The 17,209-nt window shown below is 63.0% G+C and carries 18 protein-coding genes and 1 pseudogene; 3 read left to right on the forward strand and 16 right to left on the reverse strand.

Annotated elements, in window-relative coordinates:
* Positions 1-137: 137 nt before the first annotated feature.
* From ahcY to A6B35_RS05015, 6 genes are all read right to left on the reverse strand, one after another.
* Positions 138-1,538 (reverse strand): adenosylhomocysteinase, encoded by a 1,401-nt coding sequence (gene ahcY / locus A6B35_RS04990; protein WP_006201269.1) that lies wholly within the window; start codon positions 1,536-1,538, stop codon positions 138-140.
* Positions 1,539-1,732: 194 nt separating this feature from the next.
* Positions 1,733-2,029, reverse strand: a complete 297-nt coding sequence (locus A6B35_RS04995; protein ID WP_006201270.1) for an HPr family phosphocarrier protein — start codon at positions 2,027-2,029, stop codon at positions 1,733-1,735.
* Positions 2,026-2,427, reverse strand: coding sequence for a PTS sugar transporter subunit IIA (locus A6B35_RS05000; RefSeq protein ID WP_006201271.1), 402 nt, complete (start codon positions 2,425-2,427; stop codon positions 2,026-2,028). The genes A6B35_RS04995 and A6B35_RS05000 overlap by 4 nt, the downstream gene beginning before the upstream one ends.
* Before the next feature lie 164 nt (positions 2,428-2,591).
* Positions 2,592-3,053 carry an HPr kinase/phosphorylase gene (locus A6B35_RS05005; protein WP_006201272.1) on the reverse strand — a complete coding sequence of 154 codons (462 nt, stop codon included), beginning with the start codon at positions 3,051-3,053 and terminating at the stop codon, positions 2,592-2,594.
* 17 nt (positions 3,054-3,070) lie between these two features.
* On the reverse strand, positions 3,071-4,855 hold the full coding sequence (locus A6B35_RS05010; RefSeq protein WP_006201273.1) for a sensor histidine kinase: 1,785 nt from the start codon (positions 4,853-4,855) through the stop codon (positions 3,071-3,073).
* Between the two features lie 22 nt (positions 4,856-4,877).
* Positions 4,878-5,579: a response regulator transcription factor gene (locus A6B35_RS05015; RefSeq protein WP_006201274.1), complete on the reverse strand. Its 702-nt coding sequence runs from the start codon at positions 5,577-5,579 to the stop codon at positions 4,878-4,880.
* 333 nt (positions 5,580-5,912) lie between these two features.
* On the opposite strand from A6B35_RS05015, the gene A6B35_RS05020 reads away from it, so the two are divergent.
* From A6B35_RS05020 to A6B35_RS05030, 3 genes are all read left to right on the forward strand, one after another.
* Positions 5,913-7,514 (forward strand): phosphoenolpyruvate carboxykinase, encoded by a 1,602-nt coding sequence (locus tag A6B35_RS05020; RefSeq protein WP_006201275.1) that lies wholly within the window; start codon positions 5,913-5,915, stop codon positions 7,512-7,514.
* An 82-nt stretch (positions 7,515-7,596) separates the two neighbouring features.
* A complete protein-coding gene (arfB, locus tag A6B35_RS05025) occupies positions 7,597-8,034 on the forward strand; it encodes an alternative ribosome rescue aminoacyl-tRNA hydrolase ArfB (RefSeq protein ID WP_040582465.1) in 438 nt (145 codons plus the stop codon).
* A gap of 94 nt (positions 8,035-8,128) precedes the next feature.
* Positions 8,129-8,746 (forward strand): alpha-ketoglutarate-dependent dioxygenase AlkB family protein, encoded by a 618-nt coding sequence (locus A6B35_RS05030; protein WP_006201277.1) that lies wholly within the window; start codon positions 8,129-8,131, stop codon positions 8,744-8,746.
* On the opposite strand, the gene A6B35_RS05035 is transcribed toward A6B35_RS05030, so the two are convergent.
* The 10 genes and pseudogenes from A6B35_RS05035 to A6B35_RS05070 form a co-directional block, all read right to left on the reverse strand.
* Positions 8,709-9,257 (reverse strand): phosphatase PAP2 family protein, encoded by a 549-nt coding sequence (locus A6B35_RS05035; protein WP_425277651.1) that lies wholly within the window; start codon positions 9,255-9,257, stop codon positions 8,709-8,711. The genes A6B35_RS05030 and A6B35_RS05035 overlap by 38 nt on opposite strands.
* A pseudogene (locus A6B35_RS37490) lies at positions 9,241-9,768 on the reverse strand (phosphatase PAP2 family protein); the annotation flags it as partial. The gene A6B35_RS05035 and the pseudogene A6B35_RS37490, both read right to left, overlap by 17 nt.
* 481 nt (positions 9,769-10,249) lie before the next feature.
* Positions 10,250-11,848: a hypothetical protein gene (locus tag A6B35_RS05040; RefSeq protein ID WP_006201279.1), complete on the reverse strand. Its 1,599-nt coding sequence runs from the start codon at positions 11,846-11,848 to the stop codon at positions 10,250-10,252.
* Entirely contained in the window at positions 11,835-11,984 is a 150-nt protein-coding gene (locus A6B35_RS35435) for a hypothetical protein (protein ID WP_006201280.1), read from the reverse strand. Before A6B35_RS35435 ends, A6B35_RS05040 begins: the two co-directional genes overlap by 14 nt.
* Entirely contained in the window at positions 11,978-13,576 is a 1,599-nt protein-coding gene (locus tag A6B35_RS05045) for a hypothetical protein (protein ID WP_006201281.1), read from the reverse strand. The genes A6B35_RS35435 and A6B35_RS05045 overlap by 7 nt, the downstream gene beginning before the upstream one ends.
* Positions 13,569-13,970 carry a GtrA family protein gene (locus A6B35_RS05050; protein WP_006201282.1) on the reverse strand — a complete coding sequence of 134 codons (402 nt, stop codon included), beginning with the start codon at positions 13,968-13,970 and terminating at the stop codon, positions 13,569-13,571. The genes A6B35_RS05045 and A6B35_RS05050 overlap by 8 nt, the downstream gene beginning before the upstream one ends.
* Positions 13,971-13,978: 8 nt before the next feature.
* Positions 13,979-14,749: a class I SAM-dependent methyltransferase gene (locus A6B35_RS05055; RefSeq protein ID WP_006201283.1), complete on the reverse strand. Its 771-nt coding sequence runs from the start codon at positions 14,747-14,749 to the stop codon at positions 13,979-13,981.
* The gene (locus tag A6B35_RS05060) at positions 14,749-15,756 is read right to left on the reverse strand and encodes a glycosyltransferase family 2 protein (RefSeq protein WP_006201284.1); all 1,008 of its coding nucleotides are present in this window, start codon (positions 15,754-15,756) and stop codon (positions 14,749-14,751) included. The genes A6B35_RS05055 and A6B35_RS05060 overlap by 1 nt, the downstream gene beginning before the upstream one ends.
* A 78-nt stretch (positions 15,757-15,834) precedes the next feature.
* Entirely contained in the window at positions 15,835-16,794 is a 960-nt protein-coding gene (gene coaA / locus A6B35_RS05065) for a type I pantothenate kinase (protein ID WP_006201285.1), read from the reverse strand.
* A gap of 85 nt (positions 16,795-16,879) precedes the next feature.
* Positions 16,880-17,203, reverse strand: a complete 324-nt coding sequence (locus A6B35_RS05070) for a phosphoribosyl-ATP diphosphatase (RefSeq protein ID WP_006201286.1) — start codon at positions 17,201-17,203, stop codon at positions 16,880-16,882.
* Between the last annotated feature and the right edge of the window lie 6 nt (positions 17,204-17,209).

Below are 17,209 nucleotides of genomic sequence, written 5' to 3' on the forward strand. Positions count from 1 at the left end.
CGTCCCCTCGTCCCCGGACCGCGAATCACAACATAGCGCTTGCTGGAATCGGCGTGAAGAATCAATCGACGCAAAAATAAAGCCGGACGAAATGTCAATCGCCCGGCTTCAATATGTGGTAGGAATTTTCGCTTTGGTTAATAGCGGTAGTGTTCCGGCTTGAACGGTCCCTGCGGCGTCACGCCGATATAGGCGGCCTGTTCGCCGGACAGTTCGGTTAGCCGGGCACCGAGCTTGCCGAGATGCAGGCGCGCGACCTTTTCGTCGAGATGCTTCGGCAGCACGTAGACCTGGTTCTGGTACTGGCCAGGCTTGCTGTAGAGTTCGATCTGCGCCAGCACCTGGTTGGTGAACGAGGCCGACATGACGAAGCTCGGATGGCCGGTGGCGTTGCCGAGGTTGAGCAGCCGGCCTTCCGACAAAAGGATCATCCGCTTGCCGTCCGGGAAGGTGATCATGTCGACCTGAGGCTTGACGTTGGTCCATTTCAGGTTGCGCAGCGACGCCACCTGGATCTCGTTGTCGAAGTGGCCGATATTGCCGACGATCACCATGTCCTTCATCGAACGCATGTGGTCGAGGGTGACGACGTCCTTGTTGCCGGTGGTGGTGATGATGATGTCGGCGGTGGGAGCGGCGTCCTCGAGCGTGACGACCTCGAAACCGTCCATCGCCGCCTGCAGCGCGCAGATCGGGTCGACCTCGGTGACCTTGACGCGGGCGCCGGCGCCCTTCAGCGAAGCCGACGAGCCCTTGCCGACGTCGCCATAGCCGCACACCACCGCGACCTTGCCGGCCATCATGGTGTCGGTGCCGCGGCGGATGCCGTCGACCAGCGATTCCTTGCAGCCATATTTGTTGTCGAATTTCGACTTGGTCACCGAATCGTTGACGTTGATCGCCGGGAACGGCAGCAGGCCCTTCTTCTGCAGCTGGTAGAGCCGGTTGACGCCGGTCGTCGTCTCTTCGGTGACGCCCCGGATCGCTTCCTTCTGCTTGGTGAAGAAGCCGGGCGAAGCCTTCAGCCGCTTCTTGATCTGGGCGAACAGGATCTCTTCCTCTTCGCTGCCCGGGTTGGACAGCACGTCCTCACCGGCTTCGGCGCGGGCGCCGATCAGGATGTACATGGTGGCATCGCCGCCATCGTCGAGGATCATGTTGGAGGTGCCGCCATCGGTCCACTGGAAGATCCGGTCGGTGTAGTCCCAGTAATCTTCGAGCGTCTCGCCCTTGATGGCGAACACCGGGATGCCGGCTTCGGCGATCGCCGCCGCTGCATGGTCCTGGGTCGAGAAGATGTTGCACGAGGCCCAGCGGATGTCGGCGCCCAGCACCTTCAGCGTTTCGATCAGCACCGCCGTCTGGATCGTCATGTGCAGCGAGCCGGTGATGCGCGCGCCCTTGAGCGGCTTCTTGTCACCGAATTCCTCGCGACAGGCCATCAGGCCCGGCATTTCCGTTTCGGCGATCTCGATTTCCTTGCGGCCCCAGCCGGCAAGCGAGATGTCGGCGACCACATAGTCCTTGCTACCCGTCATGGCAGTGCTCCGGTGTGAATTGTTAGTGGCACGCGCCCGCGCCGGAAAGGCGCGTGGAGGAGCGCGAATTGCCGGTCTGACTAGCAGATCGGCCTTCAAACGACAATGGGATATAAAGAAATCTTTATTCGTGCATGTCTTCGCACGACGCGACCGGCTTGTCCGCCGTCAGGGTTCTACCGGAAAAGTCGCCGTCAGCTTTCCTCGCCGAAGCGCGAGGCGACCAGCTGCTCCAGCGCGTCCATCGCCTGCAAGGCTTGCGGCCCGCTGGCGGTGACGCGGATCGAATAGCCGGGGCTCGCCGCCAGCATCATCAGCCCCATGATCGACGTGCCGCCGACCTTGACGCCGTCCTTCTCGACATCGACCGTGGCGTCGAAACCGCTGGCGACCTGGACGAACTTCGCCGAGGCGCGCGCGTGCAGGCCACGCTGGTTGACGATCGGAAATTCGCGCACGACCTGGTCTTTCTCCGGCGACAGCGCGTTCATTTGCTGCTCAGGAGCTGGCTGGCCACGTTGATGTATTTGCGTCCCGCCGCCTGCGCCTCGTCGAGCGCGGCGGCCATGTTGTCGCCCTTGCGGATCGAGGAAAGCTTGATCAGCATCGGCAGGTTCATGCCGGCGATCACCTCGGTGCGGCCCGATTCCATCACCGAAATGGCAAGGTTGGAAGGCGTGCCGCCGAACATGTCGGTCAAAACGATGACGCCGGCCCCGGTGTCGACGCGCGCCACGGCGTCGACGATGTCGCTGCGGCGCTGCTCCATATCGTCATCGGCACCGATCGCCACGGTTTCGAAATTGTCTTGTGGCCCGACGACATGTTCCACGGCATGTCGGAACTCGGTGGCCAGTTGACCGTGCGTTACAAGCACGAGTCCGATCATTCGTTGGTGGCTCCCGTCATCGCCGCTTCACAGGCGCATTTTATGCTCGCCAGCCATTCCAGGCGGCGGGAGCGCTATCTTGTCGACGCGAGGCGCGTTGACAAGCCCAAAATTGCGCCGGCCCGGGCCATTTTGACGCATTGCAACAAAAAATCCGGACCGGATCATAAAAAAGGCGCGATGGACAACCGCGCCATCACCGCCGGCAAGGCGGTCGCGGCGTTGCGCTCGGCAAGGTCGATACGCGGCACCGGGCAGCCGGCGACTGGCTCGCTGATTTCCTCCTGGAAACGGGCCATCTCTGCCTTCGGCACCAGCCGCACATGCAGGTCGATCACGCCGCCCGGCTCGAACGGCAGCGGCCGCGGAATGAACCCAGGCACCTCGGCGAGACCGGCGATGGGCGCCGGCACGCGGCAGACCAGCCGCCCCGCATGGCTTGAGGCAAGCAGCCTGTCGTCGCCGATCATGCGTGAAAACAGCCCGCGTGCGCGGCAATGGTCGAGCAGTATCAGTGCCAGCGTCGTCTTGCCGGCGCCCGACGGCCCGGTGATGAGGACGCCGCGCTCGCCGATCAGGATGGCGGTTCCGTGGATGTTTTCAGGCTTCGCGGCGGCATCGGGCATGAGCGTGTTCGAACCGGTCAGCCTTCGGCCGGCAAGGTGACGACGAAGCGCGCGCCCTTGATCTCGCCGGGCTTGGTGCCCGGGATGTTCTCGGCCGTCAGCGTGCCGCCATGCGCCTCGACGATCTGCCGGCTGATCGACAGGCCAAGGCCCGAATTCTGGCCGAAGGCTTCGCCGGCCGGCCGGTCGGTGTAGAAGCGCTCGAAGATGCGGTCGATGTTGTCGGCCCGGATGCCGGGGCCGTTGTCGTCGACGGTGACGATGTTGACCTTGCCGGCGCGCGCCAACGAAATGGCGATGTGGCCATGGTCTTCCGGCACGAAGGAGCGGGCATTCTCGATCAGATTGGTGATGACCTGGCCGATCCTGAGGTCGTGGCCGGTGACGAAATAGCCTTTGACGCCCTGCGGCAGCTTGGCGACCTTGAACTCGATCTCGACCGCCTTCTTGTTGCGCGTCGCCTCGCGCGACACGGCGACGAGATCGGTGATGAACTTCTTCAGATCGACCGTTCCGGCGTCTTCCCGCGCGAGCTCGGCGTCCAGCCGGGAGGCGTCGGAAATGTCGGTGATCAGCCGGTCAAGCCGGCGGACATCGTGCTGGATGATCTCCATCAGACGCGCTCGTGAATTGTCATTCTTCGCCAAAGGCAGAGTCTCCACGGCGCTGCGCAGCGACGTCAGCGGGTTCTTCAATTCATGCGAGACGTCGGCCGCGAAACTCTCGATCGCCTCGATGCGAGCATAGAGCGCATTGGTCATGTCGCGTACGGCGATCGACAGATTGCCGATCTCGTCCTGGCGGTCGGAAAAGTCGGGGATTTCCTCGCGGTTCTTGACGCCGCGCCGCACCCGCACGGCAGCGGCCGACAGCCGCCTGAGCGGATTGGCGATGGTCGAGGCAAGCAGCATCGACAGGATGGCGGTGACGAGTGCGGCGATGCCGAAGACGCGCAGGATCGCCTTGCGCTCGGCGGCGACGATCTTGTCGATGTCGCCGCCCTCGGTCGACAGCATCAGCACGCCAAGCACGGCGCGGAAGCGCTGGATCGGCACGGCGACCGAAACGATCTGCTCGCCCTGCTCGCTGATCCGCACGATTGTCGACGGGCTGCCGGTCAGCGCCTTGACCACTTCGGGGAAAGCCGCGCCATTGCCGCCCGGCTGTTCGTGGTAGACCGGCAGGTCGGTGTTGCGGAAGAAGTCGAAGACGAATTTCTGTACCCGCTCAAGCAGGTCCGGTTCCTCTTCGTCGACCGGCGGCAGGTCGTAGCGCAGGATCTGGCCGCGCGAATAGAGATGGCGCGAATCGAGCAGCAGGTTGGCGTCGCGGTCGTAGATGCGGGCGCGCGTGCGCGTCGGCGAGATCAGCCGTCTCAGCACCGGCGCGACGCGCTCCGGATTGATCGGGAAATCCAGATTGTCGAGCTGGTCGGAGCCGGGTCCGAGGCTTTCGCCGGCCTGCAGCTCCAGCAGCTTTTCCGGATCGATGCTGATCGAATCGGTTTCGACCGTCGCCGACGCCGCGATCGCGCCGGCGATAATCTCGCCCTGCGTCATCAGGCTTTCGACACGGGCATCGATCAGCCCGTCGCGGAAGGTGTTGAGGTAGAGAATGCCGGTGACCAGCACGGCCAGCCCGGCAAGGTTGAGGAACAGGATGCGCCGGGTCAGGCTGGAAAAGATGTGATGGCCGAGGAAACGGCGCATCGGCACGGTGATCTTCGACAGGAATGCGGGCAGAATCCGCGACGGGCGCCTGGCAGCGCCCGCCCTTCTGCTCCGCTCTACGTCCACTGCCATCGAATAGCAGCTCCCGCTGAAATTAAGCCTCGCGGAACCGGTATCCGACTCCGTAAAGGGTTTCGATCATCTCGAAGTCATCGTCGACGGCCTTGAACTTCTTGCGCAGCCGCTTGATGTGGCTGTCGATGGTACGGTCGTCGACATAGACCTGCTCATCATAGGCCGAATCCATCAGCGCATCACGGCTTTTTACCACGCCGGGACGCTGCGCCAGCGAATGCAGGATCAAGAATTCCGTCACCGTAAGCGTCACCGGCTCGCCCTTCCAGGTGCAGGTGTGGCGCTCCTGGTCCATGACCAGCTGGCCGCGTTCCAGCGAGCGGGCCTGCTGGCTCGGCGCCTTGGCCGCCGCCTCGCGGGCGCTGGTGCGGCGAAGCACCGCGCGCACCCGCTCGACCAGAAGACGCTGCGAGAACGGTTTGCGGATAAAGTCGTCGGCACCCATCTTGAGGCCGAACAGCTCGTCGATCTCGTCGTCCTTCGAGGTCAGGAAGATCACCGGCAGGTCGGATTTCTGGCGCATCCGGCGCAGCAGCTCCATGCCGTCCATGCGCGGCATCTTGATGTCGAGGATGGCGAGATTCGGCGGCCGCGCCGCCAGGCCTTCCAGCGCTGACGCCCCATCCGTATAGGTCTCGACGCGGTAGCCCTCCGATTCGAGGGCAATCGACACCGAAGTCAGAATGTTGCGGTCGTCATCGACAAGCGCGATTGTTGCCATTTCAAGCGGCTCCCTCATGAGCTGTCCCTTCGTTCATAGAGAAGGGGCTTTTGCAGGACAAATTAGGTACAAAATGTGGCATAGGCTCCGCCCGCTGTCACGGACGGCCACTATCGCACCCCTACGCGGATTGGACGATCGACGACTGCCAATCCTTTGGGCAACCATCGGACTTTTTTGCACATATAAACGATTTAAACAACTTTCAAAATTTTTAAATCGATTAAAGATTTGATATCATTCGTGTTTTCTGGTTCTGACCGTCTCAGCCTCCTTCGCGGGGCACCGGTAATTCACCGGCCAGGACGCGGCAAATCACAGAAGGGACACTTGATGTCGGAAGCCGGCAAACGCAATCCCGCATGCAAGATCGATCTCGAGACCACCGGTATGGTGCGCTATAATTTTGGCGCCGCGGCACTCTATGAGGAGGCGATCGGCCGCGGCGAGGCCCGGCTCACCGCCCATGGCGCGCTCGTCGCCGAGACCGGCCAGCACACCGGCCGTTCGCCCAAGGACAAATTCGTCGTCCGCGACGCGACGACCGCGCCTCATGTCTGGTGGGACAACAACAAGGCGATTTCGCCGGCTGAGTTCGACACGCTGCTTGCCGATTTCCGCACCCATGCGGCAGACAAGGACCTCTATGTCCAGGATCTGGTCGGCGGCGCCGATGCGGAATTGAAGCTGCCGACCAGGGTCATCACCGAATTCGCCTGGCATTCGCTGTTCATCCGCAATCTGCTGATCCGCCCTGAAGCCGCGGAACTCGAGCATTTCGTACCCGAAATGACGATCATCGACCTGCCGTCCTTCCGCGCCGATCCGGCCCGCCACGGAACCCGCACCGAGACGGTGATCGCGGTCGATCTCACGCGCAAGATCGTGCTGATCGGCGGCACCTCCTATGCCGGCGAGATGAAGAAGTCGGTCTTCACCATGCTCAACTACCTGCTGCCGGCGAAAGGCGTGATGCCGATGCATTGCTCGGCCAATGAAGGGCCTGCCGGCGACGCGGCGGTGTTCTTCGGCCTGTCGGGCACCGGCAAGACGACGCTGTCGGCCGATCCCTCGCGCACGCTGATCGGCGACGACGAGCATGGCTGGGGTCCGCACGGCATCTTCAATTTCGAGGGCGGCTGCTACGCCAAGACGATCAGGCTTTCGGCCGAGGCCGAGCCGGAGATCTTCGCCACCACGCGGCGCTTCGGCACCGTGCTGGAGAATGTCGTGCTGGGTGCGGACCGCGTGCCGGATTTCGACGACGGCAGCCTCACCGAAAACACGCGCTGCGCCTATCCGCTCGACTTCATCCCCAACGCCAGCAAGACGGGCCGCGCCAGCCATCCCAGGAACATCATCATGCTGACCGCCGACGCCTTCGGCGTGATGCCGCCGATCGCCAGGCTGACGCCGGCGCAGGCGATGTACCATTTCCTCTCCGGCTACACGGCCAAGGTGGCCGGCACCGAAAAGGGCGTCATCGAACCGGAAGCGACGTTCTCGACCTGCTTCGGCGCGCCGTTCATGCCGCGCCATCCGTCGGAATACGGCAATCTGCTGCGCGAACTGATCGCCGGCCACGACGCCGATTGCTGGCTCGTCAACACCGGCTGGACCGGCGGCGCCCATGGCACCGGCCGCCGCATGCCGATCAAGGTGACGCGGGCGCTGCTTGCCGCCGCACTCGACGGCTCGCTGAAATCAGCCGATTTCCGCACCGATGCCAATTTCGGTTTCGCGGTGCCGGTGGCGGTTGCCGGCATCGACAGCGCCATTCTCGATCCCCGTTCGACCTGGGCCGACAAGCCGGCCTATGACCGGCAGGCGGCAAGGCTGGTCGGCATGTTTGCAACCAATTTCGAGAAGTTCGAGCCCCATGTCGACGCAACGATCATGGGCGCCGCGCCGCGCCTGCAGGAAGCCGCTGAATAGCCCTTTCGGCATCCGCTTGCGTATCGAGACCCGGCTTCGGTCGGGTCTTTTCTTTTTTGTCCCGCCGCGTCATGACTGCGGCATGAATGCCGACGAGAAAATCATCATTGCCGACGAGGCGACAATCCACCCCGGCGACCTGCACGAGGATTTCATCCGCTCGTCCGGCCCGGGCGGCCAGAACGTCAACAAGGTGGCGACCGCGGTGCAACTGCGCTTCGACGCCGCCAACGCGCAGGGCCTGTCGGAACGCGTGCGCGAAAGAACCATAAAACTCGCCGGCCAGCGCGCCACCAAGGACGGTGTCGTCGTCATCGAGGCCGGGCGCTTCCGCACGCAGGAGCAGAACCGGGCGGACGCACGCGCCAGGCTGACCGCGCTGGTCGCCAAGGCGGCCGAGCCGCCACCGCCGCCGCGCAAGAAGACCAGGCCGTCGAAGGGCGCGGTCGAGCGTAGGCTGAAAACCAAGGCTGGGCGCTCCACGGTGAAGAAGCTGCGCGGCCGCGTCGGTGACGACTGAGGTTGCTTTGCCCGGCGAAAGCGGCTTTCGGGTCGCCGTTTTCTTCTGAGAATGGCATTCTCCTCCGGACAAACCGGATGAGGCGGAAACTCTGATGCTCGTTCTGCCCAAAGGCGTGCGCCATATGCCCGGCTACCTGCCGCGTGCGGCGCAGGATGCGCTGGTCGAAGAGATCAGGAAGGTGGTGCAGGCGGCGCCCTTGTTCGTGCCGGCCATGCCGCGCACCGGCAAGGAGATGAGCGTGCGCATGACCAATTGCGGTCCGCTCGGCTGGGTCACCGACAAAGGGCAAGGCTATCGCTATCAAGGGGCGCATCCGGCGACCGGATTGCCATGGCCGCCGATCCCGGACGCGTTGCTGCAATTGTGGCAAGAGGTGGCAGCTTATCCGCATCCGCCGCAGGCCTGTCTCGTCAACTTCTATTCGAGCGAGGCCAAGATGGGTTTGCACCAGGACCGCGACGAGGCGGATTTCTCCGCCCCCGTCGTCTCCGTGTCATTGGGCGACGACTGCCTGTTCCGCGTCGGCCAGACGACGCGCGACGGGGCGACCCGATCGTTCAGGCTGAGGAGCGGCGATGTCGTCGTGCTCGGCGGCGAGGGCCGCCTTTGCTTCCACGGCGTCGACCGGATCTATCCGTCGACCTCGGCGCTGCTCAAGAATGGCGGGCGGATCAATCTGACGCTGCGGCGGGTGACCCTGCCGGCGTGATCGCCCGGCGTTGCCCGGCAAGTGCAAGGCGAAGCCTTTCGGCGCCTGCGCTGACAAAAGACTCGGCCGCGCTCGGGCGGTAGAACAACGAGGTCGCGATACTGATCGTGAGCGCGGCGATGCCGAGGCCGGCAATCACGTCGACCATATAGTGGTTTGCATGGCTGACCGCCGAGGTCGCCATCAGGATATTCAGCACCAGGAGCGGGTAACGCAGGACACGGCTGTCCCAGGCTGCCCAGGCGCAGAGACCGGCCAAGCCGGCGTGGACAGAAGGAAAGGTAACGATACCCGCGGCCTGGCTGAGCTTTAACACGAACTCGTGTTGGTCGCGGACCGCATGGAACTGGTCGAGGAAGAAGAAGCCGAATTTGGCGTTGATGTTTGTGAGATCGCCGATTCCGACGCCATAAGCCGCATAGGTGCCAAGCGCCGGGTACCAGGGCTCCGAGAATGCTCGAGAGCAGGCACAACAGTGCGTAGCAGAACAACAGGGCACAGGCGCGCACACCCCTGCCGGAGATTGCCAGCCACATTGGAACCAGAAAAAACTGAATGGTGAAAGATCCGTAGGCAAGCCCAAGCAAGCGGGCAAGGCGCGGGCGGTGGTCGACGTAGCTGATGAAACTCCACCAGTCGAAGTGCATGGCTCTGTCCATCGCAATCAGTTTCGCGTCGGCCAGCGGCAAGGCAAGGCTCATTCCTGCGTAGGTCCATACCAGCGATGGAATGGTTATGAGATAGGCCGCGACCAGCGTGTCAAGAGTTGCGTAAAGCGGACGCATCCGGCGCCAATAGGCATAGAGCATGGCCGTAACCGGTATGGCCGCTACCACATAGGCACGAGCTGCCTCCTCATAGTCGAGACTGACCTTGGTGGCGAGAAAGCAAAGCACCATAGCGACGTAGGAAAGTCCCACTGTCCAAATCAGGATCTGCCTGGCTTCGCCATAGAGTACCGGTCGCATCATTTCATTAGCGTTTTCTGTATTAGAGGCATCTGTACTATGCAGTACTGGCATAGATAAGTATTTTGTTTTGTAGTGACTCTATTAAAAATAAATGAAAAGCAACGTCTACGAGGAGAGATTCCATATTTGTGCGTGTTCACTTACATATTGCTCATCGAACAAGTCCTTTGTGGCGAGATTTACCCGAAGCAAAAGCAACATTCGGGATGGCTTCATGTTGCGAGTGGCCCATCGCAGGTAGCCGGGGATTTTTGGCGACAGTCGAGATCAGGCGGCCGCATGAATCAGACAGTGCGGCGAGCGATGAAGCGGGCTGAGCTTGCTCAGGTGGCGGGAAGCGGGTTGCACCTATGGTTCCTGCGCGGCATTGCGCGCGCAGAACCGTCCTCGACCGGCCAAACCGTATCGCTAATCATGCCCAGAAGCAGGCGCAGGAAGTGTCGCCGCCGTCGTCACAGCGTTGCAACGCATAAGCGGCATCGGCACAGAACCAGTGCCCGGCCCGGCCATCGCGCGGGCGCGGACACTGCGCTTACCTTGAAGCGTGTTCGGTACCGGCCTGGAGGGTGGAAACCCTATTGCTGCGCACATAGACGGTGACCGTCGGCTCGCGATGCAGGATCTCGTATTGCTGCAGCACAAGCGCGATCCGCGGATCGCGCAGCATGAGAGCGTCCCAGAGCGGCCCGGTCCCGGCGCTGTAAAGCACGATGTCCGGTTTCTTGACGGCGATCTCCGAGGCCAATTGCCCGATGACATCGTCGCGGATGGCTTCCAGCCGGTGCCGCTGCCCGGGATCTTCGGTGCTGACGGCGAGCAGGTTGGCGTTGTAGACGGCCCAGGCCGCGGGATAGCGCGAGACGAAGTCGCCATTGACCAGCCTGGCGAGGGGGTGAGCCACCTGCAGCCGGGCCGCGAGCGACGTGATCGTCGGCTTTGGGCCGGTACGCTGGATCGAGGCGACGGTCCGCTCGAGTGCCCCGTTGTCGGCGGTTAGGAAAAGCCGTTGGATGCCGGCTGAAGTCTGCAATATGAGAAAGCCGCCGAGGGCGGCGGCAAGTCTGCTGACCGGCTTCACGCGGCCATTGTCGCCCGTGCGCAGCAATTGCACGCCAAAGGCAAGGATGCCGAGAACCATCATCGGCAGGGCATGGTTGGGCCAGCCCTTGCCCATGATCAGGAAGGCTGGAACGAAGCCGAGCGCGGCCAGCAGCAGGATTTTGGCGTCCCAATGCATCTGCCTGAAACCGCCGGCCAGCAGCACCGTCGCCGCCGCGAAAAAGAGCAGCAATCGTGGCCAGGTCGAAAGCAGGGTCAGGAAGGGCGCGCGCGCCGGCAGATAGACGTCTCGTAGAAACGGCAGGATCTCGGTCAGGAATGTCGTCTGGAAAATCACGACATAGGCGATGTAGAGCGCAACGATCGCGGCGCCGATGATGCTTTCGATGACGAACAGCGGTTTCAGGGATCGGCGCTGGAAAGCCAGGCACATGGCGGGCAAGGCAAGGGCCAGTGCGAAATGCGGCGGTTTGACCATCACCACGATGGCCGCGCACACGCCTGCGACTACCTGTTCCCAACCGGTGCCGGCGGCAAATCCCGGCGCCCGCTGGCGAGCGCATTGAAGCGCGATCCAGGGCAGGATCGCGATCGTCGCAAAATGCTCGCGCTGGCCGAATTCGTCCGGGCGGAAGCAAAGCAGGACAAAGAGTACGGCCGGCAGCGCCCAGAGCGCGCCGGGCCGGCGATAGGCCGCATCGGCGCGCGCCAGGATGCGGGCGGAGATGGCAAGGCTGGCCAGTCCGGCGCCGATCACGCCGAGGGCCAGCCACAGTTCGGCGCGGCCACCGACCAGCCGTTCCAGGAGCATGGATGGCATGTAGAGCCAGATCGAGAACGGCGGATTGACCTCCATGAGGTCGACATTCAGCCGCTCGCCGTTCAGCAGCCGGTCGCAGACGACCAGCAGCCACGACACATCGACATTGGTCGGCACCACCACGAGCGCCAGCCATGCCGCGTAGGCGGCCACCGCCAGTGTCAGAGAGAGCGGCACCACCGTCAGCCAGAGGGGCCGCGTTGCCAGCGCCGTGTGCGCCATGGGCTTGTCGAACGGTTCAGCCCTGGACATGGCGGACCGTCCGGCGGTCGAGCGTGATGGAATTCACCAAAACCGCGGCGATGCCGGTCATAGCGACCGCCACGGCCGCGGGCAGGCCGAGCTTCTCGATGAGAAGGATCGGCAAGGTGATCGCCGGGCTCACCATGCTGTCTTGCGCCGAAGTCCCTCGGCCTCCTGAGGCGCCGCGGAGCGAACATAGACAGTGATCGCCGGCTCGGTGTGCAGCACATGATAGTCGCTCAAGACTGCGGCGATCCTCTTGTCGTTTGGCATGAGCGCATTCCAGGCGGGATCGGCTTCGGGGCCCGACAGCACGATATCTGGCTTCCTTGCCGATATCTCGGCGGCGAATTCGCCGATTGTCCGATCGCGGATGGTCTCCAGCCTCTGTTTCTGTTCGGGATCATCGGCGGTGCGCACAAGTTTTTCTGCCTTGGAGACCACCCACGCACCCGGGTGGCGCGATATGAATGTGCCGTCGACCAACCGGGTCAGGGGGTGTGCCGCCTGCATCTGAGCGGCAATCGATATGATCGTGGGGTGCTCGATCGTGCCGCGGATTGCCGCGACCGATCGCTCGATCGGCCCGTTGTCCGCCGCCAACACGATATACTGCGCTCTGACCGTCGTTTGCAGCACGAGCGCGCAGCCGAAGATCAGCGCGGCCCTGCGCACGATCCCTGCCTTGTGAAAATCACCAAACCGCAGGAGCTGCAGGCCTGACGCAAGCACCGTGATCGCCACCATCGGCAGCGCATGGTTCGGCCAGCCCTTGCCCATCAGCAGGAATGCAACGACCAGGCCGAGCGCGCTCGCCAGCAGGATCCTGGTGTCCCAATGCACATGCCTTGCCCCGCCCATGGCGATGACGATGGCGGCGGACAGCAGCAGCACGACCTTTGGCCAGTTCGCCAGATTGTCGATGAACGGAGCGCGAATCGGCAGATAGACGTCCCCGAGAAGGGGCAGGATGTCGGTGAAGTAGGCGCGGTCAAAGATCGCAATGCAGGCGACATAGCCGACGGCTATCGCCGCGCCGATGAGGTTTTCCGTGACGAAGAGCGGTCTTGGGGAGCGCCGTTGAAATGCAAGACACAGCGATGGCAGCATCAGGGCGAGCGCGAAGTGAGGCGGCTTGACCATCACCACGACAGCCGCGCCCAGCCCGGCCAGGATGCGCTCGGCAAGCGATCCGGCGGCGAAATCCGGCGTCCGCTGGCGCGCGCACTGCAACGCCAGCCAGGGCAGGATGCCGATCAGCGCGAATTGCTCGCGTTGACCAAACTGGTCCGGCAGGAAACACAGGATCATGAATACTGCAGCCGGCAATACCCATAGGACGCCGGGCTGCCGGTAGATCGGGTCGACACGGACCAGAATTCGAGCGGAAACGAACAGGCTGGCCAAACCGAGACAGACGACCCCGAGGGTCAGCCAGAGTTCAGCACCTATGCCGGTCAGCTTTTCCAGGAGCATGAACGGCATATAGAGCCAGATCGAAAACGGTGGGTTGGTCTCCAATATGTCGGTGTTCAGCCGCTCTCCCGCGAGAAGCCGGTCGCAGACGACCAGCAGCCACGACACATCGACATTGGTCGGCACGACGGCGATCGCCAGCCATGCGGCGTAGGCGGCTGTCGCCAATGTCAGGAAAAGCGGCGCCACCGTCAGCCAGGCGGGTCGCGACGACAGCTCCAGGCCAGCCAGGGGCCTGTCGAAGGGTTCAGCGCTAGACATTGCGGAACACCCAGCGGCCGAGCACGATGTAATTCACCAGCGGCACGGCGATGCAGGTCAGAACGACCGGAACGGCCACGGGCATACCCAGTTTCTCGGTGAGAAGGACCGGCAGGGCGATGGCTGTCGCCAAGCCTGTTGCGTTGAGCAGGAGAAAACGCGGCAATTCGAAGGCGTGGGCGCCTGCCGACACGAAGGTAAAATATTTGTGCCCGGCATAGGAGAACAGCCCGGCGACCGCATAGGCAACCGCCGACGCCAGGGTCGCCGGCAATATGGCGGCCCCGGCGCCGCCTCGCGAAAGCAGCAAGGCGCAGGCGCCATAGATCAGCGTCGAGGCGCCGCCGATGACGGCGAAGCGCGAAATCCGGCCATAGCGGGGCATGTTCAGCATCTTGGGGGTCAGGCCGCCAGTCTGCCACCTTCGGGCGCCGCGTCGAAAGCCGCATCCTTGCCGAACACGGCCAGCAGCGACACGCCGAAAGGCAGTTCGGCATTAGGCACGATCCGGCTCTCCGCCGAAAACAGCGCTTTCATCGCGCTGTTGATCGGCTTCGGCGGCATTGCCTGTCCGGAGGCGGTGTTCGAGCGGCGCAGGCGATCGGCAAGGCGGGCAAGTGCCGCGACCGGAAACAGCGCCGCGTTGGTATAGCTCAGCTTCTCGATCCGGTATCCGGCCTGCTCGATGCGCGCCTTCAGCAGTTCGCGCGAATAGCGCCGCATATGGTGCAGCCCGACATCGTGCTTGCTCCACAGCCATTGGTGGGCGGGAACCGTTAGCACGACCTTGCCGCCTGGCTTCAGCATGCGGCGGATCGTTGCCAGCGAGGCCTCGTCTTCGGCAACGTGTTCCAGCACGTCGAACAGGCAGATGAGGTCGAAGCCCTTCGACGCGACGGGCATGCCGTCGGGGAGGTGCCCGGCAAGGAAGTCGTGGCCGGTCTTCTCGCGGGCGATCTGGCGGGCAAGATCGTTCATCTCCACCGCTGTGACAGCGCCGAACTGTTCCAGCATCTGGATATTGCCGCCCGTGCCGGCGCCGATCTCGAGGATATCGGCGTCGCCAGGCAGGCCGAGAACGCGGATGACCGCTTCGGCGATGGCGCGCCGCCCGCAGAACCACCAGTGCTCGTCCTCGGTGGCCGCCATCTGTCGGTAGGCGTCGAGCTCCATCAGTCCGTCCCCTCATATGTGCGGCGCACGATGTAGATCGGGCGCTGTTTGATCTCGGCATAGACGCGACCGAGGTACTGACCGATGATGCCGATGCCGAGCAACTGGATGCCGCCGAGGAAGAGGACGCTGACCAGCAGCGAGGCATAGCCGGGCACGTCGATGCCGAACACCAGTGTCTTGGCGATGATCAGCAGGCCGTAGAGGAACGACAAGGCCGAGATCGTCGCGCCGACATAGGTCCAGATCTCGAGCGGCGCGGTCGAGAAGCTGGTGATGCCTTCGAGCGCGAAGTTCCACAGCCGCCAGCCCGAGAACTTCGATTGGCCGGCGATGCGCTGGTCGCGTTTGTATTCGACGGTCGCGGTGCGGAAGCCGACCCAGGCGAACAGGCCCTTCATGAAGCGGCGCCGTTCGGGCAAGGAGCGCAGCGCTTCGATCACCTGCCGGTCGATCAGCCGGAAGTCGCCGACATCGTGCGGGATCTTCTGCTGCGCGATCCAGTTGTGGACGCGATAGAACATCGACGCGGAGCGCTGCTTGAGAAAGCTGTCGCTCGACCGGTTGGCGCGCTTGGCAAGCACGACCTCGAAACCCTCGCGCCATTTTTCGACGAGCAGCGGAATGACATGCGGCGGATCCTGCAGATCGACATCCATGGGGATCGCGGCATCGGCATCGCAGCAGTCGAGACCGGCGGTGAGCGCCGCTTCCTTGCCGAAATTGCGCGACAGGTCGATCACCTGGATACGCCGATCGGTTCGCTGTGCCTCGATCAGCCTCTCGAGCGTCGCATCGCTGCTGCCGTCATTGATGAAGATGAATTCGAAGGCGACGCCGGCGTCCTTCAGCGGGTCGATATTTTCACGCACGGCCGCCAGGAACGGAGCGATCGCTGCTTCCTCATTGTGCACCGGCACGATCAGCGCGACCGTGGCCGTCCCGCTCTTCGGGCTCGTTTCGCCGGCGGTGGCCGGTCGATCGATATGAAGGAATGGCGCGTTCATTGCCTGCCGAAGCCCGCGGATCAGGCCCCGACAATAGAAAAGCTCGGTTAAGATGACTTTAAGGAATGCCTCAAGATTTCACAGCTTCCTGAGAGCCACTTCCTCGACCAGGTGATTGGCGCCCTTGCGCAGGATGAGATCGGCCCGTGCGCGCGTCGGCAGGATGTTTTCGCGCAGGTTCTTCAGGTTGATGTTGGCCCATAGCCCTTCGGCAATGGCGCGCGCCGCATCTTCCGAAAGCTGCGAATAGCGGTGGAAGAAGGAGTCCGGGTTGCGGAAGGCGGTTTCGCGCAACCGCATGAAGCGCTGGATATACCATTGGTGGATCAGCGCCTCATCGGCATCGATATAGATGGCGAAGTCGAAGAAGTCGGACAGGAACGGCACGATCTTGCCGTCCCTCGGCAACTTGCCCGGCTGCAGCACATTGATGCCTTCGAAGATCAGTATGTCCGGCCGGTCGATGGTGACGAATTCGCCGGGGATGACGTCATAGGTCAGATGCGAATAGACAGGCGCGCGGACATTGCGCTGCGCCGATTTGATGCCTGACAGGAACCTGAGCAGTGCGCCGACATCGTAGCTATCGGGAAAGCCCTTGCGCTCCATCAGATTGTCGCGGCGCAGGATCTCGTTCGGCAGCAGGAAGCCGTCGGTGGTGATGAGATCGACCTTGGGGCTCGAGGGCCAGCGCGCCAAAAGTTCCTTGAGCACGCGCGCCGTGGTCGATTTGCCGACCGCGACGGAGCCGGCAATGCCGATGATGAAGGGCGTCTTGACCACATCCTGGGCGTTGAAGAAGGCCTGCCGCTGCCTGAACAGCAACTGGCTCGCCTCGACATGCGCCGAGAGCAGCCGCGACAGCGACAGATAGATGCGCTTGACCTCTTCGAGATTGACCGGGTCGTTCAGCGAACGCAGGCGGTTGATCTCGTCCTCGGTCAGCGTCAGCGGCGTGTCGGCGCGGAACTGCGACCATTGCTCGGCCGAGAAGAAACGATAGGGCGAGTATTTCTCGGTAGGAGCAAGCTGGTCCATCGAGTTTCCTGCCCTCCTAGAGCATGATGCCGAAAAGTGTGAAGCGGTTTTCGGGCAACATCATGCTCAATCCGTCTCTTGCGGGTCAGCCCTTCGACCGGGATGCCTTTTCGGCGACGCCCGAGCGGCCAGTGCGACCCTCGAGTTCTCTCAGCACGTCGTCCAGAGGAACCCCCGCGATGCCAAGGACGACAAGCCAATGATATATAAGATCGGCACTTTCCGAAACGAGGGCCCGCCTGTCGCCCTTCACGGCGGCGATTACCGTCTCGACCGCCTCTTCGCCGAGCTTCTGTGCCGCTTTGTCGATGCCCTTGGCGAACAGTTTTGCCGTCCACGATTCCGGGTCGCCGGACCGGGCGCGTTCGCCGATGATTTTTTCGAGGTCAGACAGTGAAAACTGAGCCATTTGCGC

It is taken from the genome of Mesorhizobium amorphae CCNWGS0123 (assembly GCF_001686985.1).
In the GTDB taxonomy this organism is placed as follows: Bacteria; Pseudomonadota; Alphaproteobacteria; order Rhizobiales; family Rhizobiaceae; genus Mesorhizobium; species Mesorhizobium amorphae.

Bases quoted from the DNA above. Each gene is read 5' to 3' on its own strand.
- A6B35_RS05030 (WP_006201277.1), top strand. From the start codon at position 8,129: ATGCTCGTTCTGCCCAAAGGCGTGCGCCATATGCCCGGCTACCTGCCG.
- A6B35_RS05060 (WP_006201284.1), bottom strand. From the start codon at position 15,756: ATGAACGCGCCATTCCTTCATATCGATCGACCGGCCACCGCCGGCGAA.
- A6B35_RS05050 (WP_006201282.1), bottom strand. From the start codon at position 13,970: ATGCTGAACATGCCCCGCTATGGCCGGATTTCGCGCTTCGCCGTCATC.
- A6B35_RS04995 (WP_006201270.1), bottom strand. From the start codon at position 2,029: ATGAACGCGCTGTCGCCGGAGAAAGACCAGGTCGTGCGCGAATTTCCG.
- A6B35_RS05005 (WP_006201272.1), bottom strand. From the start codon at position 3,053: ATGCCCGATGCCGCCGCGAAGCCTGAAAACATCCACGGAACCGCCATC.
- arfB (WP_040582465.1), top strand. From the start codon at position 7,597: ATGAATGCCGACGAGAAAATCATCATTGCCGACGAGGCGACAATCCAC.
- coaA (WP_006201285.1), bottom strand. From the start codon at position 16,794: ATGGACCAGCTTGCTCCTACCGAGAAATACTCGCCCTATCGTTTCTTC.
- A6B35_RS05045 (WP_006201281.1), bottom strand. From the start codon at position 13,576: ATGTCTAGCGCTGAACCCTTCGACAGGCCCCTGGCTGGCCTGGAGCTG.
- A6B35_RS05040 (WP_006201279.1), bottom strand. From the start codon at position 11,848: ATGTCCAGGGCTGAACCGTTCGACAAGCCCATGGCGCACACGGCGCTG.
- A6B35_RS05010 (WP_006201273.1), bottom strand. From the start codon at position 4,855: ATGGCAGTGGACGTAGAGCGGAGCAGAAGGGCGGGCGCTGCCAGGCGC.
- A6B35_RS35435 (WP_006201280.1), bottom strand. From the start codon at position 11,984: ATGGTGAGCCCGGCGATCACCTTGCCGATCCTTCTCATCGAGAAGCTC.
- A6B35_RS05055 (WP_006201283.1), bottom strand. From the start codon at position 14,749: ATGGAGCTCGACGCCTACCGACAGATGGCGGCCACCGAGGACGAGCAC.
- A6B35_RS05070 (WP_006201286.1), bottom strand. From the start codon at position 17,203: ATGGCTCAGTTTTCACTGTCTGACCTCGAAAAAATCATCGGCGAACGC.
- A6B35_RS05015 (WP_006201274.1), bottom strand. From the start codon at position 5,579: ATGGCAACAATCGCGCTTGTCGATGACGACCGCAACATTCTGACTTCG.
- A6B35_RS05020 (WP_006201275.1), top strand. From the start codon at position 5,913: ATGTCGGAAGCCGGCAAACGCAATCCCGCATGCAAGATCGATCTCGAG.
- A6B35_RS05000 (WP_006201271.1), bottom strand. From the start codon at position 2,427: ATGATCGGACTCGTGCTTGTAACGCACGGTCAACTGGCCACCGAGTTC.
- ahcY (WP_006201269.1), bottom strand. From the start codon at position 1,538: ATGACGGGTAGCAAGGACTATGTGGTCGCCGACATCTCGCTTGCCGGC.